Source organism: Erythrobacter sp. EC-HK427 (assembly GCF_902498745.1).
Taxonomy (GTDB): Bacteria; Pseudomonadota; Alphaproteobacteria; order Sphingomonadales; family Sphingomonadaceae; genus Alteraurantiacibacter.
Window position 1 is genome coordinate 1,566,152 of the sequence record NZ_LR701479.1, and the last position, 26,783, is coordinate 1,592,934.

28 protein-coding genes and 1 tRNA gene are annotated in these 26,783 nt (G+C 63.9%); 12 read left to right on the forward strand and 17 right to left on the reverse strand.

Annotated elements, in window-relative coordinates:
• Positions 1-125: 125 nt before the first annotated feature.
• The 3 genes from GC121_RS07660 to GC121_RS07670 all read right to left on the reverse strand — a co-directional run bounded on the left by GC121_RS07660 (position 126) and on the right by GC121_RS07670 (position 2,072).
• Complete coding sequence (locus GC121_RS07660; RefSeq protein WP_151973601.1) at positions 126-1,271, reverse strand: acyl-CoA dehydrogenase family protein; 1,146 nt, start codon at positions 1,269-1,271, stop codon at positions 126-128.
• An 83-nt stretch (positions 1,272-1,354) separates the two neighbouring features.
• The gene (locus GC121_RS07665; RefSeq protein ID WP_151973603.1) at positions 1,355-1,732 is read right to left on the reverse strand and encodes a hypothetical protein; all 378 of its coding nucleotides are present in this window, start codon (positions 1,730-1,732) and stop codon (positions 1,355-1,357) included.
• Between the two features lie 34 nt (positions 1,733-1,766).
• Positions 1,767-2,072 (reverse strand): I78 family peptidase inhibitor, encoded by a 306-nt coding sequence (locus tag GC121_RS07670; protein WP_151973604.1) that lies wholly within the window; start codon positions 2,070-2,072, stop codon positions 1,767-1,769.
• Positions 2,073-2,113: 41 nt separating this feature from the next.
• Between GC121_RS07670 and GC121_RS07675 the strand changes: the two genes are divergently transcribed.
• The 6 genes from GC121_RS07675 to GC121_RS07700 all read left to right on the forward strand — a co-directional run bounded on the left by GC121_RS07675 (position 2,114) and on the right by GC121_RS07700 (position 5,009).
• The gene (locus GC121_RS07675) at positions 2,114-2,590 is read left to right on the forward strand and encodes a MaoC family dehydratase (RefSeq protein WP_339390199.1); all 477 of its coding nucleotides are present in this window, start codon (positions 2,114-2,116) and stop codon (positions 2,588-2,590) included.
• Positions 2,591-2,644: 54 nt separating this feature from the next.
• A tRNA-Gly gene (locus GC121_RS07680) sits at positions 2,645-2,718 on the forward strand.
• 62 nt (positions 2,719-2,780) lie between these two features.
• Positions 2,781-3,299 (forward strand): hypothetical protein, encoded by a 519-nt coding sequence (locus GC121_RS07685; RefSeq protein ID WP_151973607.1) that lies wholly within the window; start codon positions 2,781-2,783, stop codon positions 3,297-3,299.
• A gap of 95 nt (positions 3,300-3,394) precedes the next feature.
• A complete protein-coding gene (locus tag GC121_RS07690) occupies positions 3,395-3,856 on the forward strand; it encodes a Dps family protein (protein ID WP_151973609.1) in 462 nt (153 codons plus the stop codon).
• Positions 3,857-3,933: 77 nt separating this feature from the next.
• The gene (locus GC121_RS07695) at positions 3,934-4,554 is read left to right on the forward strand and encodes a 6-phosphogluconolactonase (protein WP_151973611.1); all 621 of its coding nucleotides are present in this window, start codon (positions 3,934-3,936) and stop codon (positions 4,552-4,554) included.
• The gene (locus GC121_RS07700; protein ID WP_151973613.1) at positions 4,542-5,009 is read left to right on the forward strand and encodes an NUDIX hydrolase; all 468 of its coding nucleotides are present in this window, start codon (positions 4,542-4,544) and stop codon (positions 5,007-5,009) included. Before GC121_RS07695 ends, GC121_RS07700 begins: the two co-directional genes overlap by 13 nt.
• A gap of 132 nt (positions 5,010-5,141) precedes the next feature.
• Here GC121_RS07700 and dinB read toward each other — a convergent pair whose 3' ends face one another.
• Positions 5,142-6,257: a DNA polymerase IV gene (dinB, locus tag GC121_RS07705; RefSeq protein WP_151973615.1), complete on the reverse strand. Its 1,116-nt coding sequence runs from the start codon at positions 6,255-6,257 to the stop codon at positions 5,142-5,144.
• A gap of 76 nt (positions 6,258-6,333) precedes the next feature.
• Between dinB and GC121_RS07710 the strand changes: the two genes are divergently transcribed.
• Positions 6,334-7,602, forward strand: a complete 1,269-nt coding sequence (locus tag GC121_RS07710; RefSeq protein WP_151973617.1) for a multidrug effflux MFS transporter — start codon at positions 6,334-6,336, stop codon at positions 7,600-7,602.
• A gap of 21 nt (positions 7,603-7,623) precedes the next feature.
• On the opposite strand, the gene GC121_RS07715 is transcribed toward GC121_RS07710, so the two are convergent.
• The 7 genes from GC121_RS07715 to GC121_RS07745 form a co-directional block, all read right to left on the reverse strand.
• Positions 7,624-9,528, reverse strand: coding sequence for a biotin carboxylase N-terminal domain-containing protein (locus GC121_RS07715; RefSeq protein WP_151973619.1), 1,905 nt, complete (start codon positions 9,526-9,528; stop codon positions 7,624-7,626).
• Positions 9,525-9,992 carry a DUF4440 domain-containing protein gene (locus GC121_RS07720; RefSeq protein ID WP_151973621.1) on the reverse strand — a complete coding sequence of 156 codons (468 nt, stop codon included), beginning with the start codon at positions 9,990-9,992 and terminating at the stop codon, positions 9,525-9,527. The genes GC121_RS07715 and GC121_RS07720 overlap by 4 nt, the downstream gene beginning before the upstream one ends.
• A gap of 75 nt (positions 9,993-10,067) precedes the next feature.
• Positions 10,068-11,147 carry a phytoene/squalene synthase family protein gene (locus GC121_RS07725; RefSeq protein ID WP_199857796.1) on the reverse strand — a complete coding sequence of 360 codons (1,080 nt, stop codon included), beginning with the start codon at positions 11,145-11,147 and terminating at the stop codon, positions 10,068-10,070.
• Complete coding sequence (locus tag GC121_RS07730) at positions 11,144-11,725, reverse strand: TIGR00730 family Rossman fold protein (RefSeq protein ID WP_151973623.1); 582 nt, start codon at positions 11,723-11,725, stop codon at positions 11,144-11,146. The genes GC121_RS07725 and GC121_RS07730 overlap by 4 nt, the downstream gene beginning before the upstream one ends.
• 217 nt (positions 11,726-11,942) lie before the next feature.
• Positions 11,943-13,454 carry a phytoene desaturase gene (locus GC121_RS07735; RefSeq protein ID WP_151973625.1) on the reverse strand — a complete coding sequence of 504 codons (1,512 nt, stop codon included), beginning with the start codon at positions 13,452-13,454 and terminating at the stop codon, positions 11,943-11,945.
• Positions 13,451-14,665: a lycopene beta-cyclase CrtY gene (crtY, locus tag GC121_RS07740; protein ID WP_151973627.1), complete on the reverse strand. Its 1,215-nt coding sequence runs from the start codon at positions 14,663-14,665 to the stop codon at positions 13,451-13,453. Before crtY ends, GC121_RS07735 begins: the two co-directional genes overlap by 4 nt.
• Positions 14,666-14,725: 60 nt before the next feature.
• The gene (locus GC121_RS07745; RefSeq protein WP_151973629.1) at positions 14,726-15,457 is read right to left on the reverse strand and encodes a hypothetical protein; all 732 of its coding nucleotides are present in this window, start codon (positions 15,455-15,457) and stop codon (positions 14,726-14,728) included.
• A 131-nt stretch (positions 15,458-15,588) separates the two neighbouring features.
• Here GC121_RS07745 and GC121_RS07750 point away from each other — a divergent pair, with 131 nt between their 5' ends.
• Positions 15,589-16,482: a MipA/OmpV family protein gene (locus tag GC121_RS07750; protein ID WP_151973631.1), complete on the forward strand. Its 894-nt coding sequence runs from the start codon at positions 15,589-15,591 to the stop codon at positions 16,480-16,482.
• A 6-nt stretch (positions 16,483-16,488) separates the two neighbouring features.
• Here GC121_RS07750 and GC121_RS07755 read toward each other — a convergent pair whose 3' ends face one another.
• Both GC121_RS07755 and GC121_RS07760 read right to left on the reverse strand, forming a co-directional pair.
• Positions 16,489-17,007, reverse strand: a complete 519-nt coding sequence (locus GC121_RS07755; protein ID WP_151973633.1) for a hypothetical protein — start codon at positions 17,005-17,007, stop codon at positions 16,489-16,491.
• Between the two features lie 61 nt (positions 17,008-17,068).
• Complete coding sequence (locus GC121_RS07760; protein WP_151973635.1) at positions 17,069-19,096, reverse strand: S9 family peptidase; 2,028 nt, start codon at positions 19,094-19,096, stop codon at positions 17,069-17,071.
• Between the two features lie 130 nt (positions 19,097-19,226).
• Between GC121_RS07760 and GC121_RS07765 the strand changes: the two genes are divergently transcribed.
• Both GC121_RS07765 and GC121_RS07770 read left to right on the forward strand, forming a co-directional pair.
• A complete protein-coding gene (locus GC121_RS07765; RefSeq protein WP_151973637.1) occupies positions 19,227-19,811 on the forward strand; it encodes a hypothetical protein in 585 nt (194 codons plus the stop codon).
• A 45-nt stretch (positions 19,812-19,856) separates the two neighbouring features.
• The gene (locus GC121_RS07770; protein WP_151973639.1) at positions 19,857-20,792 is read left to right on the forward strand and encodes an MBL fold metallo-hydrolase; all 936 of its coding nucleotides are present in this window, start codon (positions 19,857-19,859) and stop codon (positions 20,790-20,792) included.
• Positions 20,793-20,938: 146 nt separating this feature from the next.
• Here the strand turns inward: GC121_RS07770 and GC121_RS07775 are convergent, their stop codons facing one another.
• The 4 genes from GC121_RS07775 to GC121_RS07790 all read right to left on the reverse strand — a co-directional run bounded on the left by GC121_RS07775 (position 20,939) and on the right by GC121_RS07790 (position 25,415).
• Entirely contained in the window at positions 20,939-21,574 is a 636-nt protein-coding gene (locus GC121_RS07775; RefSeq protein ID WP_151973641.1) for an SOS response-associated peptidase family protein, read from the reverse strand.
• Positions 21,575-21,581: 7 nt separating this feature from the next.
• On the reverse strand, positions 21,582-22,259 hold the full coding sequence (locus GC121_RS07780) for a DUF6445 family protein (protein ID WP_151973643.1): 678 nt from the start codon (positions 22,257-22,259) through the stop codon (positions 21,582-21,584).
• Positions 22,260-22,304: 45 nt separating this feature from the next.
• A complete protein-coding gene (locus GC121_RS07785) occupies positions 22,305-23,669 on the reverse strand; it encodes a methyl-accepting chemotaxis protein (RefSeq protein WP_151973645.1) in 1,365 nt (454 codons plus the stop codon).
• A gap of 141 nt (positions 23,670-23,810) precedes the next feature.
• Positions 23,811-25,415, reverse strand: a complete 1,605-nt coding sequence (locus GC121_RS07790; RefSeq protein WP_151973647.1) for an AbgT family transporter — start codon at positions 25,413-25,415, stop codon at positions 23,811-23,813.
• A 158-nt stretch (positions 25,416-25,573) separates the two neighbouring features.
• On the opposite strand from GC121_RS07790, the gene GC121_RS07795 reads away from it, so the two are divergent.
• Complete coding sequence (locus GC121_RS07795; RefSeq protein ID WP_151973649.1) at positions 25,574-26,170, forward strand: DUF2585 family protein; 597 nt, start codon at positions 25,574-25,576, stop codon at positions 26,168-26,170.
• A 92-nt stretch (positions 26,171-26,262) separates the two neighbouring features.
• A complete protein-coding gene (locus GC121_RS07800) occupies positions 26,263-26,742 on the forward strand; it encodes a helix-turn-helix transcriptional regulator (RefSeq protein ID WP_151973651.1) in 480 nt (159 codons plus the stop codon).
• Positions 26,743-26,783: the final 41 nt, after the last annotated feature.

A 26,783-nucleotide genomic window follows, 5' to 3' on the forward strand; every position in this document is an offset into this window, starting at 1 on the left:
GGATTAAGGGGTGGGGGCGGGGAGCGGGGCGAGCCGCTGGGGCTGCAAGCCCCACCCTACTGCGACTAGGCGGCAAGCCGCCAAGTCTCGTTATCCCTCCCCTAAAGAGGAGGGAGGATTTTCTCCTACTGCCGCAGCAAATCCCGCCCGACTATCATCCGCATCACCTGATTGGTGCCTTCGAGGATCGAATGCACCCGCAGATCGCGCCAGAAGCGTTCGATGGGGTAGTCTTTCAGATAGCCGTAGCCGCCGAAAATCTGCAGCGCATTGTTGACGACGTTCGATCCGCTATCGGTCGCCAGCCGCTTGGCCATGGCGGAGAAGCGGGTTTTGTCGGGCGCGCCATCGGTCACTTTCGCCGCCGCGAGGTAAAGCAGCGCGCGCGCCGCTTCCAGCTCGGTTGCCATGTCAGCAAGCATGAACTGGGTGTTCTGGAAATCGGCAATCGGCTGGCCGAATTGCTGGCGATCCTTGGCGTAAGCAATCGCTTCATCAAGGCAACGCTGCGCCCCGCCCAGCGAGCACGCGCCGATATTCAGCCGACCGCCATCCAGCCCCGCCATCGCAAAGCTAAAGCCTTCGCCTTCGCCGCCCACGCGGTTTGCCAGCGGCACGCGCGCGTCTTCAAAAATCACCTGCGCGGTGGGGCTGGCATTCCAGCCGAGCTTCTTCTCCGGCGCGCCGAAGCTCACGCCGGGCGTGTCCTTGTCCACCACCAGGCAGGTAATGCCGCGCGTCTTGTGTTCGCCCGTGCGCACCATCACGACATAGATATCGTTCACCCCGCCGCCGCTGATGAACTGCTTGGTGCCGTTGAGCACATAATGCTCTCCATCGAGCCGCGCGCTGGTGGTGAGCGCCGCCGCATCCGAACCGCTGCCCGGCTCGGTCAGGCAATAGCTCGCCAGCTTTTCCATCGCGATCAGATCGGCGAGATAGCGGGATTTGAGATCGTCCGAGCCGAACGTGTCGATCATCCACGCGGCCATATTGTGGATCGAGATGAACGCGCTCGTCGTCGGGCAGCCATAGGCCATGGCTTCCATGATGAGTGCGGCTTCCAACCGGCCGAGGCCAATACCGCCCGATTCTTCGCTGACATAAATCCCGCCAAAGCCCAGCTCTGCCGTGCTTTTGATGAGATCGACGGGGAAATGGTGTTGCTCGTCCCACTCGCCCGCATGGGGGGTGATATTGTCCGCCGTGAAACGCTGCGCCATGTCCTGAATGGCGAGTTGGTCTTCATTGAGCTGGAATTGTCCGGTCATCGCAAATGTCTCTCCTGCGGCTCCCAATGTCAGGAAGCGATTGCAGGTGCAACCATTGCAATGGGCCGTATTAATGGGCGGTATTATTGCGGGCGCTGCACCGGCACCGGTTGTTCGGGAACCGGATTGGGGTTGAACGGCTCGGGCGCGGTTGGTTCGGGTGCAAAGCCGGTCGCATCATCCATCGGTTCGGGCGCAAAACCTTCGGTGCCGATTACCAGATCGCGCGGCTCCGCCAGCACGGTGGGCGGGCCTTCGCCATCGTCTGCTTCGGCAGCACTGGCGGTTTGCGGTTCGCGATTGCTCGCCGCGTCCGCATCGCTGACGGTGCGCTCGGCGACAGGCAAGGGGCGGTCATCGCTATCGAGGCCCAGCGCCGCATTGCGGCTTTCCAGATCATCGCCGCAAGCCGTCAACAGCAGCGGCAGAACGAGCAGGGAGACAGGTTTCAGCGGATGCATCGTGCCTCTCGTAACAAGTGATTCGCATAGGGGTTCAGCCACAAGATATCCGCGTGATGGTGAAGGAATCGTCATATTCCACATTCACCCGGTCCATTCGGTAATCCATCGTCACGGCAGAGCGCGGGGGGATCCAGCGCAGCGAGCGCGCGCCGGTTGCGCCCAGCAGGTGCTGGCCCAATTCGGCGGTGGCGCGCTCCCCCAGATGCGCTTGCGCGCGGGTCGCATCGCATTCGCCCTCCGGCGCGGCGCGCATCGGCGGGTCTTCGCCCGTATCAGGCGCAGTGGTGGCGCAGGCGGCGAGCAAGGGTAGGGCGAGGATGGTGCAAAGCTGTTTCATACCCCGCATTCTAGCGCAAAGCGCGCAAACCCGCTAGGCGGCTGTGCCAGAGGAGAGGTGCGCTTATGGCCGGTTTGTGGTTCGAGGAATTTACTGTCGGGCAAAGATTCGATCACCCGCTGCGGCGCACGGTGACCGAAACCGATAATGTCATCATCACCACCATGACGCACAATCCCGCCGCGCTGCATCTGGATGCCGAATATATGAAGGGCACCGAATATGGCCGCGTGCTGGTCAATTCGTGCTTCACCCTCAGCCTGATGGTGGGGATCAGCGTCAATGACACTACGCAAGGGACAGCCGCGGCCAATCTCGGCTGGGACGAAGTGCGCTTCCCCGCGCCGGTGTTTGTCGGCGATACGCTGCGGATAGAAACCGAAGTGCTGGCGCTGCGCGAAAGCAAGAGCCGCCCGGCGCAAGGCATCGTCACCTTCGCTCACCGCGCCTACAACCAGCAAGGGACGCTGGTGGCGAGTTGTCAGCGCACAAGCCTGCAAAACCGCCGCCCCACCTGATTGATCGCGCCCGATTGACCACCACGCACGTCGCTAGTATCGGACGGGCGGAACGCGGGTGTAGCTCAATGGTAGAGCAGCAGCTTCCCAAGCTGACGACGAGGGTTCGATTCCCTTCACCCGCTCCAGAAAATGCGGAGCTGCCGCCATCACCGCTCTCTTCCTCGCCTTCCTCGCCACCGCGCTTGCCATGCTGGCGGGGCGAGAGGCGGTGCGGGTGGCGCGGTTTTCGGCGGCGGGGGCATCTGCGCCCGCATTGCTCGTCCTTATCACGCTGGTTTCCATCGGTGCCTGCGCGCTGGCGGCATGGCTCGCGGGCGAGTTTGCGCCGCTCTTTACACCGCGCCAGCAAAGCTGGTTTGTCGCCGCCGCGCTGGTGTTTGCCGGGCTGGAAGTCATATTCCTCGACGCGCCGCCCGCTCCCAAGGAACCGACCCGGTCGCTTGGCGCGCTGGGCATTGTGCTGTTTGCCGGTGTCCTCGCCGATGCCAGCGGCCTGGTGATCCTGTCGCTTGCGGTGGCGACGGCAGAGCCGGTGCTCGTAGCCATTGGCGCCGCTTTGGCGGTTATTATCGTCACTGGCTTTGCCGCGCTGGCGGGCGAGGATTGGTACAAATTGCCCCGCGTGCCCTTGCGCTTTGCGGTTGGTGGTGTGCTGCTGGCGGCTGGCGCAATAATCGTATTCTTCCCGCCTGCGGCGCTCCAGTAATCGTCAAAAGCGATCAAGACTGTCGATTGTTTTCCGGAACAATGTCCCGTCCTCGCCCGTTGGTAGGGCAAAGAAGACATTGAAAGGACACATTTATGGCACACGCCGGAGACAATTCGAAAACCGCACTGATCGACGGGCTGAACGGCCTTCTGGCCGATCACCTGGCGCTCTATTTCAAGACCAAGAATTTTCACTGGCACGTCACCGGGCCGCGCTTCCGCGACCTGCATTTGCTGTTTGACGAGCAGGCGATCGAAATCCGTGACCAGATCGATGCGATTGGAGAGCGGGTGCGCAAGAACGGCGCGATGACGCTCACCAGCATCGGCTCGGTGGCGCAGCACACGCAGATCGCCGATCAGGACGATACCACGCTCAAGGCCGAAGCGATGATCGAAGAGCTGCGCGATGATAACCAGAAGCTGGTCGAACGGCTGAAGGCGCTGAAGAAGCACGCCGAGGCGGCGGGTGATAATGCGACCGACGGGCTGCTCGATGACTGGACGGATATGGCCGAGGAGCGCGTGTGGTTCCTCAGCTCGACGCTGAGCTAACGGCGCGCCCCGCGCATACGTATCGAAAACCGCCGCCGGGTCTCGCCCGGTGGCGGTTTTGTGTTTAGGGCAGAGGTATGGCTGACATCGACATCATCGAAAACGCCAGTGACGCGCAGATTGCCGCGTTTCTGGAGGACTATCTGCAAGGCTGCCTTGGCCAAACCGAAGGCCGCATCGCCATCAGCGTGCCGGGCGGCTCCACCCCGTTCCCGATTTTTGCGGCGCTGACCAATACCGGCCTCGACTGGTCGCTTATCGATGTATGGCCGGGCGATGACCGGATCGTTCCGGAAGACCACCCCGCGAGCAATACCGGCAAAATCCGCGCTTTGCTGGAGCCGGTGGGCGCCAGTGTTGTGACGCTTTCCGAGACCGCCCAGCCGCCGCGCTTTGCGCTGGTGTGGCTCGGCATGGGGGCGGACGGGCATATCGCATCGCTCTTTCCCAATACCGATCCGCAGGTGGACGAGCCCGCGCCAATCAAGCGCCTCACCCCCGATCCGCTGCCGCCCGAAGCACCCTTCGATCGCATAACGCTCACCATCCCCGCGCTGCTGAACAGCGACGCACTGATGTTCGTTATCCGCGGGGACGAAAAGCGCAGCGTTTTCGATGCGGGCGCGGCGGGCGGGCATGATTTGCCGGTGGCGCGGCTGCTCGGCGCGGCCAATCAGAAAGTGGTATGCTTCACCTGATCCCCGCGCCGCTGCACCGGCTGGGCCTGCAATGGGCGCACCGCGTACGGCGGCAGTTCCGCAAGATTGTGCGGCCCGACCTGTTCGGGGTCGCCGTGCTGCTGCGCGATGAAGCGGGGCGGGTGCTGCTGGTGCGGCACAGCTATGGCCCTGACGGCTGGGCGCTGCCCGGAGGCGGCATCGGCCGTCATGACGATCCTGCAGAGGGAGCCCGCCGCGAAATGCGCGAGGAGCTGGGCTGCGAATTGCAGGAGTTGGCGCTGCTGCGGACGTTCTCCGAAGCGATTTCGGGCGCGGCGCATACCGGGCACCTGTTCACCGCGCGCCCTGCCCGCGAACCGGTGGTCGATGGCCGCGAACTGGCCGAAGCCCGCTGGTTTGTCGTCGAGGAACTGGCGGCGGCCAGACTGACGCGGGTGACGCGGGAGCGCTTGGCGGCGGTGGGGCTGCTATAGCCTCCCCTCCCGCTTGCGGGAGGGGCCGGGGGAGGGCCTGTCGCTAAACCAGCGCCGCTAGCCCACCCCGCTGCGACTAACCTCGCTTCGCTCGTTAAGTCTCGCTGCCCCTCCCTGCAGGGAGGGGTGCTTTTACAGGAGCGAAAGCTGGCGATCCTCGCGCGGCTCCTCCTCCGCCTCCTGCTCCAGATTACTGAGCGTGAGCCCCATCAGCCGGATCGGCAGTCTCAGCGGCAATTCTGCCGCCAGCAGCTCATGCGCCAGGCGCGCAAACTCCGCCTTGTGCGCCACCGCGCGGTCGAGCGAGCGGGCGCGGGTCATCGTTTGGAAGTCGGTGAATTTGAGCTTCAACGTCACCGTGCGCCCCTGCGCGTCCTTCTCGGCAATCCGCTCCCACACGATGTCGATAATCCCGTCCAGCGTCTCGCGCAGCGCGCTGCCGGACGACAAATCCTCGCCAAAGGTGCGTTCGCCGCCAATGCTCTTGCGGATGCGGTTCGCGCGCACGGGGCGCAGGTCAATGCCGCGCGCCGCCTGGAACAGATAGTCGCCAAAGCTGCCGAAATGCGCGCGCAGCCAGTCGGCATCCTTCGCCGCCAGATCGGCCCCCGTTTCGATGCCGAGCCGCGCCATCTTTTCCGCGCCCTTCGGCCCCACACCGTGGAACCGCCGCACGGGGAGCGATTGGACGAAGGCCGCGCCTTCGCCGGGGCGGATGACGCACAGGCCATCGGGCTTGTTCTGGTCGCTCGCCAGCTTGGCGAGGAATTTGTTGTAACTCACCCCCGCACTCGCGGTCAGCTGCGTCTGTTCGCGGATGGCCTTGCGGATCGCCTGCGCGATGGCGGTGGCGCTGCCGATGCCGTGGATATCCTCGGTCACATCGAGATAGGCCTCGTCGAGGCTCAGCGGCTCGACCAGCGGGGTGTGGTGGTGGAAGATCGCGCGGATTTGCGCCGAGACTTCGCGGTACACTTCAAAGCGGTGCTTGACGAAAATCAGATCGGGGCATTTGCGCCGCGCGGTGATGCCGGGCATTGCGCTTTTGACGCCGAATTTGCGCGCCTCGTAACTCGCCGCCGCCACCACGCCGCGCCCGCCTGCGCCGCCTACCGCGACCGGCTTGCCGCGCAATTCGGGATGGTCGCGCTGCTCCACGCTGGCAAAAAAGGCGTCCATATCGACATGGATGATCTTGCGCAGGCCGTTCGCCTCTTCCTCGCCATCGCTGTCATGCGCATCCGCCATGGCCGCGATATAGGCAGACGAAAGGCGCGGGGCAAAAGGCTTTCCTTTTGCAACCCATACGCGCAAGAACGCTGGCATGAGCAGTGCGCCCAGCCTTCCCGCCCATCGCGGCAAACCCTTGAGCGAGCGCGAGATGATCGTGCTGATGGCCTCGCTGATGAGCCTGCAGGCCTTCGGCATCGATTCGATGCTGCCCGCGCTCGGCCAGATCGCCACCGATATGGGGGTGACCGGCAATGCGCGGCAATATGTCATCGGCGCCTATTTCCTCGGCGGCGGGATCGGGGCGTTTTTCCCCGGAGCCTTTGCCGACCGCTTTGGCCGCCGCCCGGTGCTGGCGCTGGCGATCATCAGCTATGTCGTGCTCTCGCTCGCCTGTTCGCTGGTGACCGATTACACGCTGCTGCTCGCCTTCCGGCTGCTTCAGGGCGTGCTCTGCGCGGGGCTGACCGTGGTGCCCGCCGCGATTGTCCGCGACCAGGTGGGCGGCGACAAGATGGCGCGCTTGATGAGCCTTATCATGATGATTTTCCTCGTCGTCCCGCTGCTGGCCCCTGCCATCGGGCAGGCGATCATGCACTTTCTCGGCTGGCGCGCGATTTTCGGCGTGATGGCGATCATGGGCACAGTGGTGGGCCTGTGGGCGTGGGCGCGGCTGCCCGAAACCTTGAATGAGGACAATGTGCAGGATGTGCGCGTCGGGACTATTCTGCGCAATATGGGCCAGGCGCTCTGGGCGCGGGAGAGCATCGGTTACGTCATTGGCAGCGCGCTGGTGTTTGGCTCCTTGTTCGGCTTCCTCAATTCCAGCCAGCAGCTGATTTCCGAAACCTTCGGGCAAGGCGATTACTTCGCGCTGATTTTCGGCGGCGCGGTGCTGGGCATGGTCGCGGCCAATTTCACCAATTCGCGGATTGTCGAGAATTTCGGCGCGCGGCGGGTGAGCCAGAGCGCGCTGATCGTGTTTATCGTCACCAGCATCGTGCAGGTGTGGAGCGCGGGGCAGGCGGTGCAGCCCTTGTGGCAGTTTATCGTGCTGATGAGCGTTTCGATGGCGATGCTCGGCTTTATCGGGGCGAATTTCAGCTCCATCGCGATGCAGCCGTTTTATCACATCGCGGGCGCGGCGAGCAGCGCGCAAACCGCGGTGCGGATGACGACCGGCGCGGTGCTGGGGGCGGTGATCGGCGGGCTGTATAACGGCACCGCGCAGCCGCTCGCCTTCTCGATGCTGGGCTGCGCGCTGCTGGCGCTCGCCGTGGTGCTGTTCAGCGAGCGCGGGCATTTGTTCCGGCGGGTGAATATCGGCAAGCGGATGCCGGTGGTGCCGCCGCCCGAACGCTAGGAGCCGGAGCCGGGGAGGCGGCTATTCTGCCGCCACTACCCGCGCGAGCAAAGCCTCGACCTGAACCTGCGCGCCTTCGCTGGCGGAAAGCTCCGCCACCACCCCGTCGAAGGGCGCGGTGAGGGCGTGCTCCATCTTCATCGCTTCGAGCACCAGCAGCCGCTGCCCGGCGGTGACGGCTTGGCCTTCGCTGACATCGACCGCGATGACCTTGCCCGGCATGGGTGCGAGGATATCGCCGTCGTGGGCGGCGGTTGCACCTTCGGAATTGTCCCCACGCACTGAGAACACATACGTTTGGCCGCGCTCGGTGACAAAAATCACGCCGTCCGAAGTCATGGTAGTCGGGATACCAAAGTCCTCGTCGTGGCGGCTACTATCGCCGGACTTTGCGCCTTTGCTCGTGTGAAGAACGACGGTTTGGCGCCCATCGGCATTAAGGCGAAAGCCAAACAACTCCGAGCGCAAGGCTCCCTCGGGAGTGAACGAGGGTTGGGACCAGTCCAAGTAATCGCGGCGATAACGACGGGCGGCGGCGTCGATTACGGTCTGAGGCGGCTCAGTGTCTGGCATTAGCGCATCGCCTTCGCGCTCGATCAGTCCGGTATCGAGTTCCTCATGCGCGAACTCATCAAGTGCAGCGCATTCAAACAGGAACCCTTGGTTCGTTTGCAGCGGCGCGACATAACTGTTGTTGAGAGCCGACAGTAATGCCTGTCGTGCTGCTTCACGATCCTCCCCGTGAACGACGATTTTTGCGATCATTGGATCGTAAAAGGCATTGACCTCGTCACCATCTTCGACCCCCGTCTCTATCCGAGCGCGATTATCTAAGAAGAGGGCGTCGATCCTGCCGGGGCTCGGCAGAAACCCCTTCGCCGGGTCCTCGGCATATAGCCGCGCCTCGATGGCCCAGCCGTTGATACTCAGCTCTTCTTGGCGGAGCGGAACCGGCTCACCGCTCGCCACGCGCAACTGCCATTCGACCAGATCGACCCCGGTGATTTCCTCGGTGACGGGGTGTTCGACCTGCAGGCGGGTGTTCATCTCCATGAAGAATATGCGGTCGGCGCGCAGGCCTTCGCTGGCATCGGCGATGAATTCGATGGTGCCCGCGCCTTCGTAATCGACCGCTTTCGCGGCGCGCACGGCGGCGGCGCAGATCGCTTCGCGGGTGGCGGCGTCCATGCCGGGGGCGGGGGCCTCCTCGATCACCTTCTGGTGGCGTCGCTGGAGCGAGCAGTCGCGTTCGAACAGGTGGACTACGTTGCCGTGGGCGTCGCCGAACACCTGCACCTCGATATGGCGGGGCGAGGTGATCCACTTTTCGAGCAGAACTTCGTCATTGCCGAAGCTGGCCTTGGCCTCGCGGCGGCAGGATTCCAGCGCGGCCACGAAATCCTCGGGCGCATCGACCTTGCGCATCCCCTTGCCGCCGCCGCCTGCCACGGCTTTGATGAGCACGGGGTAGCCTATCGCCTCGGCCTCCTTGGTGAGCCGTTCGACCGACTGGTCGGAGCCGTCATAGCCCGGCGTCACTGGCACGCCCGCCGCGCGCATCAGCTGTTTGGCCGCGTCCTTCAGACCCATCGCGCGGATGCTGGCGGGCTTGGGGCCGACCCAGATCAGCCCTGCATCCAGCACCGCCTGCGCGAAGTCGGCGTTCTCGCTCAGGAACCCGTAACCAGGGTGAACCGCCTCCGCGCCCGTCGCTTTGGCCGCCGCGATAATCCGCTCGCCCACCAGATAGCTCTCGGCAGCGGGCGAGGGGCCGATATGCACCGCTTCATCCGCTTGGCGCACGTGCAGCGCCTTGGCATCGGCATCCGAATAGACCGCCACCGTCGCCACGCCCAGCGCGCGGGCGGTGCGGATAATCCGGCAGGCAATCTCGCCGCGATTGGCGATCAGGAGTTTGGCAATCATTCGGCGGGCGGCCCCTCGCAGCCTTCGGTTTCGTGGCTGTAGGTAATGGTGGCGATTTTCCACGCGCCGTCGACCCGCATCAGCGTGAAAATATCCGTCCCGCAATGGCTGCGATTGCCGCTGATAAGGAAGTCATAGCTGGCCGAAACCACCGCCACCGTGCCGAATTCCTCCGTGCGCAGATCCCACAGTGGCTCGGCAATGTCGAAGGGCAGGCCCGCCAATTGCGCGACCAGATCGGCCATCGGGCTGAAGCCGACATCATCGGGCCCCTCCAGCTCCTGCACCGATGCGACCACCGTATCCGGCATCATCAGCGCGGTCATCGTCTCGGCGTCCTTGGCGCTGAAGGCGTCCATAAAGGCGATCACGGTCGCTTCCGGCCCGGCGTCCTGTGCGTGGAGCGTGGCGGGGGCAACAAGCAGGGCAAGCGCTGCAAAAAGGGGTGCAAACAGGCGTTTCATCGGGGTTCCTCCTCCGGCGCAGAGATGCCCGTGGCGGCCTGCAATTGCAACCGAAAGCCGATGAACGTCGCGGCGTCAGGCGGGGCGCACACCCTCGTCGGGCAGAGGGGTCTCGCGGATATCGGGTGCGGGGCGATCTTTGCGCGCCAGGGCGATCAGCTTGCCGCGCGTCCATACAGGCTCGGCCTCGGGCGGGTAGGAGCCGCTGACCGCTTCGACCAGCCCCGCACCCACCAGTCCCAGCTTTTGCAAACTGCCGGTGTGGACGCGGTGATCCCACGCGGCAGGCCCTTGCGCGACAACCTCGCGCCCGATCTCGCCATAAATATTCGCTGCCGCCAGAATTGCCCAGCGTTGCCGAAAAGCGAGGTGCCCTGCGCCGATGCGCGCATGGGCATCGTGCAGCCGCGCCATATCGACCATCCGCTGCACAATCGCCACCAGCGCGTCGCGGTTCGTGACTTTCATGTGCTGGCCGGGGGGAATATCCGCCTCCACCAGCCATTCTTCGGGGATGTAGCAGCGGCCCGCCGCGTCATCCTCCCAGATATCGCGCACGATATTGTTGAGCTGGAAGGCAAGGCCCAGATCGCAGGCACGGTCGAGCGTGTCTTCGGCGTCAGCGGGCACGCCCATCACCTGCGCCATCATCACGCCCACTGCGCCCGCGACGTGGTAGCAATAGCGCATCAGGTCAGCCTCGCTACGCGGCCGCCAGCCTTCGGCATCCAGCTGGAACCCGTCGATCACATCATCCGCCATTTGCCGCGTGAGTCCGACCTCGCTGGCGACTTGCCCCAGCGCGTCAAACGCCACATCGGCGGTCGGCTGCCCGTCCAGCGCGCGGTGGGTGAGGATGCGGATGGCCTCCACGCGGTCAAGCGCGCTGGCTTTGTCGAGCGACAATTCGCCGCCATGATCCTGCCCGTCGGCAATATCATCGCAGCGGCGGCACCAAGCGTAGAGCAGATGCGTGCGCTCGCGCGTCGTCCGGTCGAGCAGCATGGACGCGACGGCAAAACTTTTGGAACCCTTGGCGATGCTCGCCTTGGCCTTTTCGACCAGCGCCGCGCGGGGCCGCCCGCCGCCCACCTGCCGCGGCGTGGCTTTCACCACATGGCTGGCGACTAGGGGGCGCGGCTTTATCCGCTTCACAAATCCTCGACCTTCATCTGCACGATGGTCTGGATCGGCTCGAAGGCTTCCATCCGGGCGAGGAGATCAGGCAGCGTTTCGGCGACGATCATAATGTCTTTGTGCATCGGGCGGACGAAGCCCGTTTCCGCCATCTTGGCGTAGAATTCGACCAGCCCGTCATAATAGCCAAAGGCGTTGAGCAGCCCCACCGGATCGCTGTGATAGCCCAATTGCGCCCAGCTGATCGCTTCCCACAATTCGTCCATCGTGCCGACCCCGCCGGGCAGGGTGATGAACCCGTCCGACAGATCGGTGAAGAGCTGCTTGCGCTGGTGCATGGTCTGCACGACGTGGAGTTCGGTGCAATCGTGATTGGCGACTTCCATATCGACAAGCGCCTGCGGGATAACCCCGATCACTTCGCCCCCCGCTTCGAGCGCGGCATAGGCAATCGCGCCCATAAGGCCCGCCTTGCCGCCGCCATAGACAACGCCAATTCCGCGTGTCGCCAGCGTGGTGCCGACTTCGCGGGCGAGTTCGATATAACGCGGGTCTGCGGGCGAGGCAGAGCCGCAATAGACAGCGATGCGGTTCATAATGCACTCCGATGTTGATTTACGCGGAGATGCAGAGAAACGGAGGGAGGTTCAATTACTCCGTAGGCGCTTGAAACATTTAGGCGCTCGCAGAGGCGCAGAGGCGCCGAGGTGGTGCGCAACGTCTCTGCGCCTCTGCGCCTCTGCGAGCGAATGAAACCAACAGCGGCTTCGCCGCCGTGTCCCACCGCTTCTCCGCGTCGCCGTTTGACGCAATTCACCCCAGCAAATCCTCCACCATCAACCCGGCGGTCGCCTTCGCGCTGCCGACCACGCCCGGAATACCCGCGCCCGGATGTGTGCCTGCGCCCACCAGATAGAAGTTGTTGATCACATCATCGCGGTTGTGGCCGCGGAAATAGGCGCTTTGCCACAGCACCGGCTCAAGACTGAAGGCGCTGCCCAGATGCGCGTTCAGATCCTGCGCGAAGTCCTTCGGCGCATAGTGGAACTTGGTCACGATACGGTCGTGGATATCGGGGATCAGGCGGCGGCCCACCTCGTCGAGCACGCGCTTCTCCAGCTCCGGCCCCACCGTGTCCCAGTCGATCGGCATCTTGCCCATATTGGCGACCGGCACCAGCGCGTAGAACGTGCTCTTGCCTTCGGGCGCCATGCTCGGATCGGTGACGGTCGGGTGGTGCAGATAGATCGAGAAATCGGCGGGCAGCGTGCCCTTGGCGTAGATATCGTCCACCAGTCCCTTATAGCGCGGGCCGAACAGGATCATGTGGTGCGGAATGCCCGGCCAGGTGCCTTCGAGCCCGAAATGCACGACGAAGAGCGAGGGCGAGAAGCTCTTGCGCTTCAGCGACTTGGCGTAGCTTTTGCCGCGCTGGCTGTCACCCAGCAGGTCTTTGTACGAGTGCATGATGTCGGCATTGCTGGCCACCGCATCGAATTTGCCCTGCCAGCCGCTTTTGGTGATGACGCCAGTGGCGCGGTTGCCCAGGGTTTCGACCTTTTCCACCGGATCGCCGACGATCATTGTGCCGCCCAGCCGCTCGAAATGGCGCACCATTCCGGCGATCAGGCGGTTGGTGCCGCCGCGCGCCCACCACACGCCGCCATCCTTTTCCAGCTTGTGGATCAGCGCGTAGATGCCGCTTGTCTTGAACGGGCTGCCGCCGACCAGCAGCGTGTGGAAGGAGAGCGCCTCGCGCAGCTTCTCGTTGCGGACAAAGCGGCTGACGGTCGCGTAAACGCTGCGCCATGCCTGATACTTGGCGAGCGCAGGGGCGGCTTTCAGCATCGACTTGAAATCGAGGAAGGGCACCGTGCCCAGCTTCAGATAGCCTTCGCGGTGCACATCGGCCGAATATTGCAGGAAGCGGTCGTAACCTGCGACATCGGCGGGATCGAGCTTGGCGATATTCTTGCGCAGATCGACCTCGTCATTCGAATAATCGAAGTTCGTGCCGTCGGGCCAGTTGAGGCGGTAGAACGGCATGACATTCATCAGCTCGACGTCTTCCGCCATATCGTGGCCGGTCAGCTCCCACAGCTCTTTCAGGCAGGGGGGATCGGTGATGACGGTGGGGCCGGCGTCAAAGGTGAAGCCGTCCTGCTGCCAATGATAAGCGCGCCCGCCCACCTTATCGCGGCCTTCGATCACGGTGGTGGCGATCCCTGCGCTTTGCAGCCGCATGGCGAGCGCCATGCCGCCGAACCCCGCGCCGATCACGCAGGCAGTGCGCCCCTTGGCGGTGCTTCCTTCAGGAGTGCTCATCGAATGTCCTTGGTGTCTGGCGCGAGGAGGCTGGGCGATTTGGCCAGCAGTGCCCGCGCGCCGCGATGGATGGGTATGGGCGGTTTGCCGGAGAGAACGCGCAACTTGTCAAAAAGTGTCGAGCCCCCGGCATAGAAGCGCTCGATAAGCGGCTCGGGCAGTCCGTAAAACCGTCCAAAAATGCGGTATCGCTGGTGCGCCGCCGCGCCGTGGAACAGCATCCGGCCCAGCGCGCGGTAAAAGCCCATCCGGCGCCAATGCTGGCGCGCGGCGCTTTCCAGCTTGGCAGCGAGTTGTTCGCCGGGCAAATCCGCGTCTTCGGCAATTGCCAGCGCGATATTGACCGCGATCGGCAGGGTGTAGCTGGTGAGCGGGTGGACAAACCCGCCGCGCCCGCCCGCAATCGCCACGCCGGGAATGCGCTGCTCTGCCTGATAGGCGGCAAAATCGCCGCCGGTGATGACGGGCAGCACGCCGGTCTCGAACCCCACAGGCTCGCCATCAATGCCATGCGCGCGGCAATATTGGTCGATCCGGCCCGACAGCGCGCTGCGATCAAGCTGCGGCGTATCGGCGTAATAGGTGTCCTCGACAAACACCTCTTCCAGCCCCAGCGGCAGGACATAGACGAAGCGGTAGGCCCCGCCATTGCCCGCCGGGGCCAACTGGTCAACCTGCGCGTCCATGATGACCGGGCGGGTGATGCCATGCGGCCCGGCGGTGCGGATATGGCGGCCCATGAACACCTGCCAGCCGCCGCGCAGCGTTGCGGACGGGGTAAAGCCGCGGCAATCGATCACGCAGCGCGCGGTGATCTCCTCGCCGCTTTCCAGCAGCACGCGGTCTGCTGCGATCTGCGCGACGGGCCGGTTCGTCAGCAGCGTGCCGGGAGCCAGTTCGCGGGCCAGCGTCGCGGCGAAATCGGGGCTGGCGAGCGAGCGGTAATCGGCTTCGAGTGTGCGTTCGAGTCCCGGAAAGCGCACGTCATAGCCGTGCGTCCATTCGGTCTTGCGGAAAGGGGCCATCAGCGCCTCGCCCGCAGGCGAAAGGTCGGTGGAAAACCAGCTCCAGCGGTGGTTACCGCCAATCGCCGGGCCGCCTTCGATGACGCGCACGGTCAATTCAGGGCGCTGCTGGCGAAGCGCGAGCGCGATCAGCCCGCCCGACAATCCGCCGCCGATAATGGCAATATCACAGGTGCGACCGCTCATGCGCTGTGCCTTAGCGTATCACGGGGCGGGCGCAATGCCCCGCTTGGCAGTCCTGCCTCGTCAGTAGCCGTAACGGGCCAGAACGGTGGTGTAGATCGCTTCCAGCTGCGCTTCCTCGGCACCGGTCATCGGCTCGTTATCCATCGACACGCGGATGGCGAGCATCGGTTCGCGCAACGCCATGATGTTTTGCAGCAGGCGCGGATTGGCCATGAGGGTGTCTCCGATGGCATCGAATTCGGCCGGCGAGAGATCCTGCATCGCGCTGGCGCGGGTGGCTTCGACCGACCGCTGCGCGTCTTCGCGGGTAAATTCCTCGTCCGACATCAGCCGTTCCTGGCTTATGGACAGCTGGTAATTGCGCCGCGCGGCGCGCAGCATCCGCTGGCCCATTTCGCTTTCGTAGAATTCGGCGATTTCCACCGCTTCCTCCTCGCTCATCAGCGGGGCAATGGCGGCGAGAAAGTCATCCTGATGGAGCGCGCGGTTGCGGGTCATGTAAGCGGTCACCAGCGGCATCATCGCATCGGCCAAAGCCGCTTCGAACCCGGGATGGGCGGTCTCGATCTCCGCATGGAGCGGGGTGGCTGCGCCCATGATGTCCACCATAATATCCGCCAGCCGCCGCGCGCCCAGATCATCCGGATCGGACACCAGCACGCGGTAAAGCCGCTCATACCCCTCGGTCTGCGGGGCGAGCACGGTGGAGTTTGCGGCTGCCGGAGCAGCAAAGGCCGCAGGGGCGGGCAAAAAGGCGAGCGTGGCAGCGGCTGCGAGGAGGAGTTTGTGCATGGCCCTGTGATACCACCGGGACGCGAACGGGCAAAGTGCCGCGTGATGCGGTGCCAAGAATTTACCCCAGCACGGAACCGCTTGCCCCGCTGGGCAGTTTCAGCAGCACATTAGACGGGAATTGTTGCACCATGTTTCTTCGCCCCGCCGCCTCCTGCGCGGCCCTGCTTGCATTCGCCATCCCCGCCGCCGCGCATGCGCAAGAGAGCGAGGATAGCCCCAGCGGTCGCCCGCAGATTGACTTTGCAAACTCGGTGCTGGGCGGCGATTTTGTGACCGTAGGCGTGGGCGGCGCGCTTTCCCCGTCCTATTCGGGCTCTGACGATTACACGCCCAATGTCTTGCCGGTGATTATTGGCTCCATCGGCGGCGTCGATATCAACCCCAGTGCGGGCGGCGTGCAGATCGATTTCATCCCCGACGGTGAGGGCGATGTGTCGTTCGATTTCGGCCTTGCCGCGCGGGTTCGCGGGGATCGCAATGGCCGCATCGAGGACGAGATTGCCGAGCAATATGGCGAGCTTGATACCGCGATCGAAGTCGGCCCGCACGCCAGCGTCAGCTTTGACGGCGTGCTGATCCCGGTCGATTCGATCAGTGTCGGGACGGCGGTATTGTTCGATGTGGCGGGCGCGCATGACGGTTTTACGGTCAATCCGACCGTGTCCTATAGCACTCCCTTGAGCCTCGGCATTTTTGCCAATCTGACGTTCGGGGCCGAATGGGCGGACGAGAATTTCCAGGATTACTACCTTCGCTCCGATCCGCTCGCCTTCACCGGCCCGGCGCAGGACGCGCTGCCCGCGTTCGAGCCGGACAGTGGAGGCTTCCGCTCGGTCAGCAGCACGCTGCTGCTGGGCTTCGATCTTGATGGCAATGCGCTGAATGGCGGGCTGGGCGTGATCGTGATCGCCGGATATTCGCGCCTGCTGGGCGACGCGGCGGAAACGCCCTTCACCAGCCTGCGCGGCTCGCGCGACCAGTTTCTGGGCGGGATCGGACTGACTTACACGTTCGGGTTGTAAGCTCGTTCAAATCCGGCTTGCGCGGCCATCCAGCTGCGAGAGCAGGCCGGGCGGCAGGGCGTACTGTTCTTCGGGATCAATCTCTGGCCCCGGCGCTTGAAGGCGCATGGGAATGCCGTTGCGGTCGATTGCAACGATTTCGCCCGCGTCAATCCACGCCTTCACCGGATGCCCGGTTCCGAGAGGGTGCGCACGCAGATCGTATCGCTCTTCCAGAATGCTCATCCTGTAGACCGCGCCGTCGGCGACGAACAGGCAAGTCACCGCACGCGAACGCCCCTCACGGGCCGAGAACCAGCCGTAGAGATGCCCGCTTACGGGTGTTCCGGCCTTGCGAGCACGGTGCGCCCGCCAGATCGAATGCAGGCCAGATAAGCCGCCCCACAGGCAAAGCGCAGCCAATGGGGCAACAGCAGCGCGGGCCAATAAAGACGCATCAGTTCCTCCCGCCGTCACTCCGGTGAGCGCGAAAGCTGCAAGGCCAATCCCGATGGCGGTGATCAGAAGGAAGGCCTGAAAGTTCATCGCGTGTTACTGTCGCGGCAGCGCAGGCGTGTTGCTATCCTGCACTGCCGCGCATTGCCGATCAGTCACCCAACCCGAGATCAGGGCGCGGGGCGGGCATTGGGGCGTCGCGGTCGCCTGTCTTCAGATAGGTGTCGAACCACTCCATCATTCGCAGATTGTAGTCATAGCGGGCCGCCGCCATGGCATTGCCGTGGCCTTCATCGGGATACCACACCAGCCGCACCGGCGTGTCGGGACGACGCACGCGGATGTGGCGATACAGTTCCGCGCTCTGCGTCGGGCTAACGCGCGGGTCGGCATCGCCGTGGAGGATCAGCAAAGGCGTATCGGCGCGGTCGGCCCAATAGACGGGGCTGCGCTGCAAGGTCTGTTCGTATTCCTCCCACGGATAGCGGCGGGCGTGAACATTGTATTCCTCGGTCGGAATATCGGTGGTCCCCCATTTGGAGAGGATGTTGGAAATGCCGACAAACATCACGCCTGCGGCAAATTCCTCCGAATAATGCGTGCTGCTCCACGCGGTGGCATAGCCGCCATAGGAGCCGCCGGTCACGCCGGTGCGGTCGGCATCGGCGATGCCCTCTGCCACCAGTGCGCGCTTGGCATCGACCAGATCGTCAAATTCTACGCCCGCCGCATCGCCTTGATGCTGCATGGAAAATTCCGTGCCGTAGGCGGTGGAGCCGCGATAATTGGGCAGGAACACGGCATAGCCCTGTCCCGCAGCGACCTGGCCGGGGCCGGAATAATTGGTGACCCAGCCATTGCTTTCATGCGCTTCCGGCCCGCCATGCACATCGAGGATCAGCGGAGCGCCGCCTTCGGGCACGCCGCCCACCGGCTCGATCAGCACGCCTTCGATCTCGGCACCGTCACGCGCGGTATAGGTGTAGGCGCGCTGGGCACCCATAGCGATATTCTCCAGCCACGGATTGTGATCGGTCCAGCGTTCAAACCCGCGTCCGGTGAACAGGAACAGCTCGTTGGGATGGCTCGGCGAATTGGCTTCCACCGCCAGCCGGTTGCCGCCCTGCTCCAGACCGGTGAGGATCAGCCCGTCCGTATCATATTCGCGCAGCAGGGCGCCGTCGGCGGAATAGAAGCGCAGCACGCTCTGCACGCCGACATCGACGCTGACGGCCAAGCGGCCATCGGCCATCCACTCGGTATCGGTCGCCGCTTCGGCAGCGCCCGCATTGATCGCGCGGAAAGCGCCTGTTGCGGTATCGACGAGGTGGAGCGTGGTATCCGCCGGATCGTTGGCCGAAACGCCTGCGATCATGGAAAGCTGGCGGCCGTCAGGGGAGATTTCCAGATCGCCCAGCTTGCCCGGCGTCTCGATCGTCAGCAGGCTGCCATCGGTCAGATTGAGGATATGCGGGCGCTTGGCGGTGTAGCTGTCATCCACCAGCGGCGTCGGCGCGCTGGTGATCAGCGCCCAATCCCCGCCCGGCGCGATCTGGAAACTGTCGACATAGCCGGGAATGGCGATTTCGCGCGGAGCGGTGTCTACGCTGTCGCCGGTGTTGGCGACGAACATCCGGTTAAATTGCAGCTCTTCCTCGTAAACGACCGCATCAAAGCCCGCGCGACTTTCAGCGGCGCGCTGCGGGTTGGAAGCGGGGCCGACCAGCATATACAGCTGGCTGCCATCGGGCGCGAAGCCATAGGCCTGCACGCCTGCCCCCGCTACGCCGCCGAGCTGGCGATAGGCACCGCCGCCCACCGGAACGCCATAGACGCCGCGATCCCCGCCGGTGGGCGTCCAGAGGAAGGTCACCATGCTGCCATCGGGCGTGAAGTCCACGCCGGAAATGCGCATATCCTCGGGCAGCCACGCGGCCACATCCATCGGGCCTTCGGCGAGCATCAGCTGCTGGCGCGAACCGCCATCAGGCTCGCCCTGCGACACATCGGGTGCGTGGACGCGGGTGTAGGCGATGGTGGAACCGTCATTGCTGAGCGCGATGGTGCCGGTGCTTTCGATGCGCGCGACATCGGCGGGCGTCATTACCTCTTGCGCTGCAGCGGGGACGGCGGGCAGGATCAGCGCCGTGGCGAGCAAAGCGGGGCGGAAATGGGTCATCTCTATCCTCTCGTAGTAACTGGCGCGGCACGGCATAGCGGCTGCTGCGCCCGCTGGAAAGTTGCCGATGTAACCGCCTGCACCTGAAGCGCGAATGACGGGCGACATCACAACAAGGGGAATGCACCATATGACGACCGGTTTCAAAGGGGCGGCGCAAATTGCCGCCATCGCGCTCCTCATCACAGTGGTGACGCAGATCATCTACATCACCATCAGCAATGGCGGAGGGACGCCGCCGCGCGACATTATCTGGTCGGTGGAGACGATTTTGTTTGTCGGCATTGCCATCTCCGGGCTTGCCCTGCTTCCGGCGCGCCCGCTGATCGGCGCGGGGCTGGCGACGGGCGGCATTCTCAACACCATTCAGGCCGGGATGGGGCTCGTGATGTTCGGCCCCCTAATGGAGGGTGGCGAGGCATTGGCGCCCGTGTTCAGCGCGGTGCTGGCGATGGCTTTCCTGCTCTATTTCACCGCGAAAATCGCCTTTGGCGTGGCAGCGGTGGCGGCGGCGGTTGCGCTGTGGGCGACAAGCGGTGCGGGCAAGATCGTCGGCGCGCTGGCGGGGCTGACGGGGCTTGCAGCGATTGTGATCAACACGGCGGCGGTGTTCCCCGCGAGCGACCTGATGTTCCCCGCAGGCGCGGCGGGCACGGCGGCGGCGGCCTTGCTCGCGCTCGCGCTGTTCTTCGTGAAAGCGCCTTCCGAAGCCTAAGCGAATAGCCTAGCGTGCCTCCTCAAAGATGGAGGGGCGCGGGGCATGAAAAGAGCGATCACTTTGGGGCTGGCGGTGTCTTCACTGGCGCTTGCCAGCCCTTTGTTTGCGCAAGAGGCGGACGCGCCCTGCGATTACGAGCTGGTCGTGCTCGGCGCAGGGCAGGATGCGGGTGCGCCGCAGATCGGCAATGCTGAGGATACCGGGCCGGGCTTGCTGCCAAGCTCGCTCGGCCTGATCGACCGCATGGCGGGCCGCCGCTACCTGTTCGATGCAACCCCCGCGATCACCGAGCAACTCGCCATGCTCGACGCGATCGAGCCGCCTGCGCAAGGGCTAGGCGTGGACGGAGTCTTCCTCACCCACGCGCATATCGGCCACTATCTCGGCCTCGCCTATTTCGGGCGTGAAGCGGCGGGGGCGAGCGGGGTGCCGGTCTACGCGATGCCGCGCATGGCGGAGTTTCTGCGCAGCAACGGGCCGTGGAGCCAGTTGGTGGAACTGGGGAATATTCGCCTGCAAGAGATGGTTGAAATGACCCCATTGTCAGCCGGTGGGCGCATTTTTGTTAGCGCGGTCCCGGTACCTCATCGTGACGAATTTTCGGAAACGGCGGCTTTCGTTTTTTATCAGCCGGAACTGGGGAATGTGCTGTATCTTCCCGATATCGACTACTGGCAGGAAGTGGAGGGCGGTAATTTCCTTCGCCAGATTCTGCCGCAGTTGGATTATGCCTTCATCGATGCGACCTTCTGGGACGATAACGAACTGCCCGGGCGCGATATGAGCGAAATCCCGCATCCGCGCGTCACCGCAACGATGGACTTGCTGCAAGACCTGCCCGCCAGCGAGCGCGCCAAGGTGCATTTCATTCACTACAACCACACCAACTCCATCCGCGACCCCGACTCGCCCGAGAGCCGCGAGGTTGAAGCGCGCGGGTTCAATGTCGCACGGCGGGGGGACCGGTTTTGTCTTTAGGCAGAACCTAAGAATACGCTCGTCCTGAGCTTGTCGAAGGACTGCTTTTTCTTTTTCCAAGCGCCAAGCTCCAAAAAGAAAGTACAGCCCTTCGACAAGCTCAGGGCAGTCGGGTTTAGGGGAAACTCCAACGTCCTTCGACAAGCTCAGGACGAGCGGATGTTGGGATCAAATTCCCCCATCAACCCTGACGAATACGGCTGGAGTAACCCGCTCGCCGCATCCCAGCCGCCATGCAGCCAAGCCCGCCACACGCGCGGATCGGGCGGCAGGATCGCGGGCATCGCATCGCGCCTCAGCCGCTTGAAAACCGCGTTCGGCTCCGCAGTCAGCAGCGCAAACGAGGGCACCTCGCTGTCCATCCACACGCCCGCCATCGCGAACACTTGCTGGTCGGTGCAGGCGAGCCAGTGCTGGCGGCGCTTCGCGTTGCGTCCCTCCAAACCCCATTCCATGATCGCCGTGGCTGGCACAAGGCAGCGGAATTCGGGATTGCGCAGGCTTCCGATCCAGAACGGGCTGTCGGGATTGCGCACGCGCAATACCGGGCGGCCCGCATCATGCGCGGTGCGGGGCGGGGGGACGCCCCACAGGCGTGGCACCATCCGCCATGGCTGGCGTTCCCCTCCCGGCCCGGCGACAAACTCGCGGCCCGCAGTAATCACCGGCGCAAACCTGCCCGGCGCGACATAGCCGCCGCTCCACGGATCCTCGCCCGCCGCTATGCCGAAAGTGGACGCAATCGCGCCCGCATCGGCATCGCAGCGATAGAGCGTCGTCACGCGGCCCTCACCGTCCGCGCAGGAACATATTGATCGTCAGCCGCCCCGTCTTGGGGTCTGTGCTCAGCTCGTGCGGGTTGGGGATGACGCCCGAATGCAATTGCCGCCCGCGGTAAAGCACCAGCCGGTCGGGCCGCGCTTCGACTTCGCCGATCAGTTCGTAGCGGTCGCTGTCGCCGTAGCAATATTCGGGCGGCGGCATCCCGTATTCGGCCTCGTCGGCTTCCAACCCCGCGTTATACGCCGCCTCGCGGTCATCGGTGATCGTCTCGAAGCCGGTGCGCTTGTGGCGGTAAAACGCCGTCCCGCCGGTTTCGGGGCCGAGCAGGTAATGCATGATCGCCACGACTTCGCCGCTGGCATGGTCGTAATGCGGGATGCGCTGGATGGGGGCCAAGTCCTCCGGCGCCAGCGTCACCAGCGAGAAGGTGGAGACATCGAGGCTGATCCCCTGCCGGAAGCCGAACACCTGCTGCAGCACCTGGAACATCAGATCGCGGTTGCGGTCGAGATAGTCGGGCTCGCACCAGCTGCGAAGGCCCGGATACATCGCGCCCGCATCCTGATAGGTCGCGCTGCGTCCGCGCTCCAGCAACTCGCCGGGAATGCCGCTGAACCCGTCGATAATGACGAGTGGCTCGCCTTCATTTCCGAGGCGCTGGATATCGACTTGGGCTTGGCTCATGCCCCGCGTGATTGCGGGCCAGCAGCGCGGGTGTCAACCGCACCCTTAGGCGGCGCGGATGCGTTCGACGAAAGTGCGCGCGCGTTCGGTCAGCATACTCGCCTGCGCTTCCAGGTCCTTCGAAGAGCCGAGCAACTGGTCGGCTGCCGAGCCGACGCTGGTTGCCTGCGCCAGCAATTCGTTGGCGTGGCTTTCCACATCGCCCGTTTCGCGTGCCGACATATCGATGCTGCGCGCCAGCTCCTTGCCCGCCACCGATTGCTGATCGACCGCGGCGGCGATGGAGACCGACGTTGTTTCCAACTCGCGGATACGCTCGCCAATCGCGCGCAGTTCGGCAACGCCGGTGTCGGTCGATTGCTGCATGGTGCGGATCTGGCCGCTGACATCCTGCGTCGCGCGGCTGGTTTGTGCGGCAAGCTCCTTCACTTCGGAGGCCACCACGGCAAAGCCGCGCCCGCTTTCCCCGCCGCGCGCCGCTTCGATCGAAGCGTTCAAGGCGAGCAAATTGGTGCGGCTGGCAATCGCCTGGATCAGTTCAACGATCTGGCTGACTTCCTTCGCTGAGCTAGCGAGGGTCGAAATGGTCTGGTCGGTTTCCTCGGTCACCCGCGCGGCGTTGCGCGCCAGTTCTTCGGACTGGGTAGCCTGACGGCTGATTTCTTCAATCGAGAGCGCAAACTCGTCCGAGGCCGCAGCCGCCGCAGTCGCCCCGCTCGAAGCGCGCTTGACTGCATCGGCGACCAGCTGCGCGGTTTGCGAGGAGCCATGCGCGGTCTGCGCCATGGCAGCCGCAGTGGCGTTCAATTGCGTGGCAGCCGCCGCGACGCTGCCAGCGATCTCGCCCACAGTCGTTTCGAAGTCGGCAGCAAGCCGCACCAGTTCACGCTGGCGCTCCTCGGCGATCTGGGCAGCGAGCTGTTCGTTCGCCTCGCGCTCTGCCAGCAGCGCATCGAGCCGCGCATAGTCGTTGGTGAACGCCCCCAGCGCCCGCGCCAGTTCGCCGATCTCGTCCTGCCGCCGCTGGCCGGTAATGGTGATATCGCGCGCGCCCTGCGACAGGCGGCGCATCTCGGCGGTGATGGCAAAGACGGGCGCAGCAACATCGCGCTGCATCATCCGGTTGACGAAGGTGATCCAGAAAACCGCGCCCAGCGTGATCGCCAGCGCGGCGATTTTGGCCGGGGCTTGGTAGTCGCTCCAGAACATGATGATCAGGTCGCAAGCCACCAGCACGCCGAGGATCGCGAGCAGGCTTTTGTTGTAGAAGCCGATCTTCTCCATCAGCGGCCGCCGCCCAAGGGCGCGTGAGAACTTGAGCGCCACACCGGACGACGTGCGGGCAGGCAGGCTCTCGCCCGCTTGCTGCTGGCCTTCATATTGGTCAAGAACGTTCAGCGGCGCATTCATGGACTGTCACTCCGGTTAGGCCTGCTGTGCTAGGAAATCGTAGCTAACAACTGGTTAAACCGTCGGCGCTGACAGAAATAAATTTCGTCCGGTGGTGACGCTGCACCCCCATCCCAACTGTCGGCGCGCCGCGCCGTCTGTCTATCCCGGAACCGTGTAATAGGTCGGCGAACCCGGCCCCACCGGAAGGCCCAGCACGAATGTCCAGAGGTAGAAGAACAGGCTCCACGCGGTCAGGAAGAAGATCGTGTAGGGCAGCATCATCGCGATCATCGTGCCCACGCCCAGATCCTTCTGGTAGCGCGTTGCCCAAGCGAGGATCAGCCCGAAATAGCTCATCATGGGGGTGATGACATTGGTGGTGCTGTCACCGATGCGATAGGCGGCCTGGATCGCTTCGGGGGAATAGCCGATCAGCATCAGCATCGGCACAAAGATCGGCGCGGTCACCGCCCATTGCGCGCTGGCGCTGCCCAGTGAGAGATTGATAATCGCGCAAATCAGGATGAACGCGAAGAACAGCGCGGGGCCGGTCATGCCCGTTTCCTGCAGGAAATTCGCCCCCGTCACCGCCGAGATTGCGCCCATATTCGTCCAGCCGAAAAAGGCCACGAACTGCGCGGCGAAGAACACCAGCACGATATACAGGCCAAGCGAGGACAGAGCCGCCGCCATCGCGTCGATCACGTCGCGGTCGGTTTTCATCGTGCCCGCCGCGCGGCCATAGGCATAACCGATGGCGATGAAGAAGATGAGGATCCACACCACGAACCCGTCAAAGAAGGGCGAGTCCATCCGGTCGCCCGTCTCTGCATTGCGCAGCACACCCCAGTCCGGAACCAGCGTCAGCGCCATCAGACCGAGCACGCCGAGCAGCGCCAGCCCTGCCCAGCGCAGGCCCTTGCGCTCGGTATCGGTGATCGGCTGCATCATCGCGTCGTCAAGGATTTCCGGTTCCGCCTTGCTTGCGTCGAATTCGCCCAGCTTGGGCTCGACGATGTACAGGCTCACCAGCGTGCCGATACCGGCGATCAGGAAGGTGGAGGCGAACATGAAATACCAGTTCGCGGTGGCGAGCACGGTATAGTCGGGATCGATCAGCTGCGCGGCCTCCTGCGTGATGCCTGCCAGCAGCGGATCGATCGTGCCAATCAGCAAATTCGCCGAATAGCCGCCCGAAACCCCGGCAAAGGCCGCCGCCATGCCCGCCAGCGGATGCCGCCCCAGCGCGTAATAGACCGCTCCGCCGAGCGGGATCAGCACGACATAGCCGACCTCGCTCGCCGTGTTGGAGATGATTCCGGCAAAGACGATGGCAAAGGTCACCAGCTTGGGCGGCGCGTTCATCACCATGGCGCGCACAGCGGCGCTGAGCAGCCCGGATTTCTCCGCCACGCCCACCCCCAGCATGGCCACCAGCACCACGCCCAGGGGCGCAAAGCCGGTGAAATTGTCGACCAGCCCGGTGAAAATTCGCCGCACTCCGTCGCCATTTAGCAGGCTGACCGCGCGGATCATCCCGTCTTCCGCGACGCCATTCGATCCTGCGGGTCGCGGGTCGTCCACCGCCACACCCAGCCAGCCGAGCAGGCCGGAGAGCAGGACGATGCCCACCGCAAGCAGCGCGAACAGAGTCACCGGATGCGGCAGCAGGTTCCCCAACCATTCTACCCCGTCGAGAAAGCGGGTGAAGGCATTGCGCTTGCCTTTGGCGTATTGCGTGGTGGTGGCGGGGAGTTCGGTCATCGGGAGGCCTCGGTAAGGGTCGCGGGATGGCGGATTGCTTTGCGTAGCGGCATTGGCGCGATACTCAAGGCCTGCATATGACTGGGGGATGACCGTATGTGCGCAGAACGCGCTGCGCGCAGCTTGCCAGATCAGCGATTTGCTCTAGCCATAGGCGCATGGGCCAACTCGTTCCGAACCGCCGCACGATCCTCGTCGCGCTGGCGATCACCATCGCCGCCATCGCCATCCTGCTGCTGATGAACCGCCCGCCGATTTGCGAGTGCGGATACGTCAAGCTGTGGCACGGGCAGATCAACGATGCGGGCAACAGCCAGCATATTTCCGACTGGTATACGCCCAGCCACATCATCCACGGGATGATCTTCTACGCGCTCGGCTGGTGGCTGTTTGCCCGGCGGGGGATCGGCGGGGTGAATGCGGTGCGCTGGGGCCTGCCGCTCGCCGTGCTGCTAGAGGCGGCGTGGGAAGTGCTGGAGAACACCGAAATGGTCATCAACCGCTTCCGCTCGGTCACCGCCAATTTCGGCTATTCGGGCGACAGCGTTTTGAACTCCGCCGCCGATATCGGCTGGATGGCGTTCGGCTTCTGGCTCGCTTTGCGCCTGCCGGTGCGGGTGACGGTGGCGCTGGCGATTATCGGCGAGCTTGTCGCCGGTTACGTGGTGCGCGACGGACTGACGCTGAACGTCATCATGCTGCTGTTTCCCATAGACGCGATTGCAGAGTGGCAAGCGGCGGGCGGGGTGGAGTAGAGTCGCCAGCCGACAAATCTTGCGCGCTGTCCCAAAAGAGGTTGCAGGCATTTAATTTTACAAATTTGCTCCGTTTTGGACATTATCGGGAAATGCAAAGCGATGCGTTTTCATCCTGCCTGACACGGCGCCAAAAAGAATGTATGGAATGGGTAACACAAGGTTTCACCGCCAAGCATATTGCGCGTGAGCTCAATATTTCCCACCGCACTGTAGAGCAGCATATCGCGGCGGCGATTGGCGCGCTGGGGGCAAAAAACCGGCTGGATGCTGTGACGCGTTACCTTGCAATGAAAAGGCAGAAGGCCCCGCCGGTTGAAGACGCGCCGATGATGCTGCGTGTGCCATCCTCGCCTGTTGAAGCAGACCTTATCGCGTGCGACGTGCCTGCGACCAAGGGTGCGCCCAAAGCGCGTGCTGAATGGCCGCTTCTGCCGCGAATTGGCGGTTCAGCCAATCAGGCACCGATTGCCATCCGGTTGGGCTGGATAGTGCGTATTGCACTTTGCGCGATGATGCTGACTTGTGCGGCAATTCTGTCCATTCTCGGGCTAATCGAGATGGCGCAATGACGGCTTTCGCGGTCTCCATTCCAAACCGGCCCATTCCGGGT

Excerpts from the sequence above, each read along its gene's own strand:
- GC121_RS07660 (WP_151973601.1), bottom strand. The coding sequence starts at position 1,271 with ATGACCGGACAATTCCAGCTCAATGAAGACCAACTCGCCATTCAGGAC.
- GC121_RS07665 (WP_151973603.1), bottom strand. The coding sequence starts at position 1,732 with ATGCATCCGCTGAAACCTGTCTCCCTGCTCGTTCTGCCGCTGCTGTTG.
- GC121_RS07670 (WP_151973604.1), bottom strand. The coding sequence starts at position 2,072 with ATGAAACAGCTTTGCACCATCCTCGCCCTACCCTTGCTCGCCGCCTGC.
- GC121_RS07685 (WP_151973607.1), top strand. The coding sequence starts at position 2,781 with ATGCTGGCGGGGCGAGAGGCGGTGCGGGTGGCGCGGTTTTCGGCGGCG.
- GC121_RS07690 (WP_151973609.1), top strand. The coding sequence starts at position 3,395 with ATGGCACACGCCGGAGACAATTCGAAAACCGCACTGATCGACGGGCTG.
- GC121_RS07695 (WP_151973611.1), top strand. The coding sequence starts at position 3,934 with ATGGCTGACATCGACATCATCGAAAACGCCAGTGACGCGCAGATTGCC.
- GC121_RS07700 (WP_151973613.1), top strand. The coding sequence starts at position 4,542 with ATGCTTCACCTGATCCCCGCGCCGCTGCACCGGCTGGGCCTGCAATGG.
- dinB (WP_151973615.1), bottom strand. The coding sequence starts at position 6,257 with ATGGCGGATGCGCATGACAGCGATGGCGAGGAAGAGGCGAACGGCCTG.
- GC121_RS07710 (WP_151973617.1), top strand. The coding sequence starts at position 6,334 with ATGAGCAGTGCGCCCAGCCTTCCCGCCCATCGCGGCAAACCCTTGAGC.
- GC121_RS07715 (WP_151973619.1), bottom strand. The coding sequence starts at position 9,528 with ATGATTGCCAAACTCCTGATCGCCAATCGCGGCGAGATTGCCTGCCGG.
- GC121_RS07720 (WP_151973621.1), bottom strand. The coding sequence starts at position 9,992 with ATGAAACGCCTGTTTGCACCCCTTTTTGCAGCGCTTGCCCTGCTTGTT.
- GC121_RS07730 (WP_151973623.1), bottom strand. The coding sequence starts at position 11,725 with ATGAACCGCATCGCTGTCTATTGCGGCTCTGCCTCGCCCGCAGACCCG.
- GC121_RS07735 (WP_151973625.1), bottom strand. The coding sequence starts at position 13,454 with ATGAGCACTCCTGAAGGAAGCACCGCCAAGGGGCGCACTGCCTGCGTG.
- crtY (WP_151973627.1), bottom strand. The coding sequence starts at position 14,665 with ATGAGCGGTCGCACCTGTGATATTGCCATTATCGGCGGCGGATTGTCG.
- GC121_RS07745 (WP_151973629.1), bottom strand. The coding sequence starts at position 15,457 with ATGCACAAACTCCTCCTCGCAGCCGCTGCCACGCTCGCCTTTTTGCCC.
- GC121_RS07750 (WP_151973631.1), top strand. The coding sequence starts at position 15,589 with ATGTTTCTTCGCCCCGCCGCCTCCTGCGCGGCCCTGCTTGCATTCGCC.
- GC121_RS07755 (WP_151973633.1), bottom strand. The coding sequence starts at position 17,007 with ATGAACTTTCAGGCCTTCCTTCTGATCACCGCCATCGGGATTGGCCTT.
- GC121_RS07760 (WP_151973635.1), bottom strand. The coding sequence starts at position 19,096 with ATGACCCATTTCCGCCCCGCTTTGCTCGCCACGGCGCTGATCCTGCCC.
- GC121_RS07765 (WP_151973637.1), top strand. The coding sequence starts at position 19,227 with ATGACGACCGGTTTCAAAGGGGCGGCGCAAATTGCCGCCATCGCGCTC.
- GC121_RS07770 (WP_151973639.1), top strand. The coding sequence starts at position 19,857 with ATGAAAAGAGCGATCACTTTGGGGCTGGCGGTGTCTTCACTGGCGCTT.
- GC121_RS07780 (WP_151973643.1), bottom strand. The coding sequence starts at position 22,259 with ATGAGCCAAGCCCAAGTCGATATCCAGCGCCTCGGAAATGAAGGCGAG.
- GC121_RS07785 (WP_151973645.1), bottom strand. The coding sequence starts at position 23,669 with ATGAATGCGCCGCTGAACGTTCTTGACCAATATGAAGGCCAGCAGCAA.
- GC121_RS07790 (WP_151973647.1), bottom strand. The coding sequence starts at position 25,415 with ATGACCGAACTCCCCGCCACCACCACGCAATACGCCAAAGGCAAGCGC.
- GC121_RS07795 (WP_151973649.1), top strand. The coding sequence starts at position 25,574 with ATGGGCCAACTCGTTCCGAACCGCCGCACGATCCTCGTCGCGCTGGCG.
- GC121_RS07800 (WP_151973651.1), top strand. The coding sequence starts at position 26,263 with ATGCAAAGCGATGCGTTTTCATCCTGCCTGACACGGCGCCAAAAAGAA.